This window comes from Chitinophaga sp., assembly GCF_036569125.1.
Lineage (GTDB): Bacteria > Bacteroidota > Bacteroidia > Chitinophagales > Chitinophagaceae > Chitinophaga.
In genome coordinates, this window is sequence record NZ_DATCRF010000566.1 from 1 (window position 1) to 2,293 (window position 2,293).

At 49.8% G+C, this 2,293-nt stretch carries 2 protein-coding genes; both read left to right on the forward strand.

Translation table 11 applies throughout. From position 1 onward, the window contains the following. Positions 1 to 1,171, forward strand: a 1,171-nt coding sequence (locus VIM87_RS21300) for an aldehyde dehydrogenase family protein (RefSeq protein WP_331998958.1), incomplete at its 5' end; no start/stop codon positions are given. A gap of 198 nt (positions 1,172 to 1,369) precedes the next feature. Then, on the forward strand, positions 1,370 to 2,293 hold a 924-nt coding region (locus VIM87_RS21305; RefSeq protein WP_331998959.1), incomplete at its 3' end, for an aminotransferase class III-fold pyridoxal phosphate-dependent enzyme.

Genomic DNA, 2,293 nt, shown 5'->3' on the forward strand with positions numbered 1-2,293 from the left:
ATTGGGCGAAGCCATTGCAGAAATAGAAAAATGTATAGAGCTCACGGAATTTGCTACCTCGCTGCCACAGCTGGTAACCGGCGAAATACTGGAAGTAAGCAAAGGCGTGGAATGCAGAACAGAACATGTGCCGCTGGGTGTAGTAGCCTCTATTGTACCGTTTAATTTTCCCAGCATGGTGCCCAACTGGACCATTCCCAATGCCATTACCCTGGGCAATTGCATGATCATAAAACCTTCTGAAAAAGTACCCCTTAGCCTGGCCCGCATTGCGGCTTTATTAAAGGAAGCCGGCCTGCCGGACGGTGTATTCAATATTATTAACGGCGATAGTGAAATAGTGAACGCCATCTGCGACCACCCCGGCATTGAAGCTGTATCTTTTGTAGGCTCTACCAAAGTAGCTAAGCTGGTATACCAGCGGGCTACCGGGCAGTTAAAACGCTGCCTGGCCTTAGGCGGCGCCAAAAATCATTTGCTGGTATTGCCGGATGCCAAACCGGATATGACCGCGCAGAATGTAGTAGCCTCTATGAGCGGCTGCGCAGGGCAGCGCTGTATGGCCGCATCGGCCATGGTAGCAGTGGGCCAGGTAGATCATATTATAGACAAGATCTGCGCGGAAGCCGGTAAGGTGATACCGGGCAAGAACCTGGGCGCGGTGATCAGCCGGGAATCCAAAGAAAAAATTGAACGTTATATCACTGAAGCAGAACAGCAGGGTGCGCGCATCCTGATTGACGGGCGCAATACCGTGGTGGAAGGCAAAGAGCAGGGCAGCTACGTAGGGCCTACCGTGATAGACTATGTGAAACCTGATATGGCGGTAGCAAAAGAAGAAATATTTGGCCCTGTGATCAGCATCCTGCGCACCAATACGGTAGATGAAGCCCTGGCCATAGAAAATGCCAACCCTTACGGCAATGCAGCCGCAGTGTACACACAAAACGGCAGCCTGGCGCGTTATATTATTGAAAAGGCCAATGCCGGTATGATAGGCGTTAATATAGGCGTGCCCGTACCCCGTGAGCCATTTTCTTTTGGCGGATGGAATGAAAGTAAATTTGGCGTAGGCGATATTACCGGCAAAAGCTCCATAGAATTCTGGAGCAAGCTAAAGAAAACCACTACTAAATGGAATCCCGAAGCAGGGATTAACTGGATGAGTTGAAATAGTCCATGGCACACAGCATCGAATGTAAGGTAGTGTTACAAGAAATGGAATAGCACATTAAAGTGGGCCGCGGCCCATGGCATATAACGTAGAATAGTATTAGCAACATAAGAGAGGTACTGCAAATAACCGGAAGCGATCAACCAACATAAGGAAGTAATTAAGGTCAACTGATATACAGCAAACTTAAACGCTATGGCTGAAACCTCCTCCCTGTCTGCCACCCAGCAGGTTATACAGGACAACCTGGACTATACCCTTTTTTCCTGGAGCAAGCAAAAAGGTATTGCCCCTATTGCCGTGAAACATGCGGAAGGCGTATACCTCTATGATTATGATGGTAACCGCTACCTGGATTTTTCTTCCGGTTTGATCAACGTGAACATTGGCCATGGCAACCAGCGTGTAACCCAGGCCGTGATGCAGCAAATGCAGGAAGTAAGCTACGTTACACCCGGCTGCGTTACACAGGCACGTGGCGAGCTGGGAAAAAAGTTAGCCGCCATCAGCCCCGGCAACCTCAATAAAACGCTTTTTACCACCGGCGGCGCAGAAGCCATTGAAAATGCTATTAAGCTGGCGCGTTTGTACACCGGCCGTTCCAAAATAATTGCCCGCTACCGCGCTTTCCACGGCGCCTCCTATGGCGCTATGACAGCCGGTGGCGATCCCCGCAAGCTGCCGCATGATGCACAGCAGGCCCCTAACATAGTGCATGTGGAAGATCCCTATTGTTACCGCTGCCCCTGGGGTAAGGAAATTACATCCTGCTCCCGTGAATGCGTAAGTCATATTGAGCGGGTCATTGAATTTGAAGGGCCGGAAAATGTGGCCGCCATCCTTATGGAAGGGGAAAGCGGATCTTCCGGTTGTATTAAATACCCGCCGGATTATTTACAAAAAGTACGTGCGCTCTGCGATAGATACAACATTCTGCTGATAGCGGATGAAGTAATGAGCGGCTTTGGCCGCACAGGTAAATGGTTTGCCTGTGATGTACATGGCGTAGTGCCCGACATGATAGCTACCGCCAAAGGTATTACCGCCGGTTACCTGCCCTTAGGCGCTTTAATTGTAAGCGACACCATTGCCAGCTATTTTGATGATAAGGTATTATGG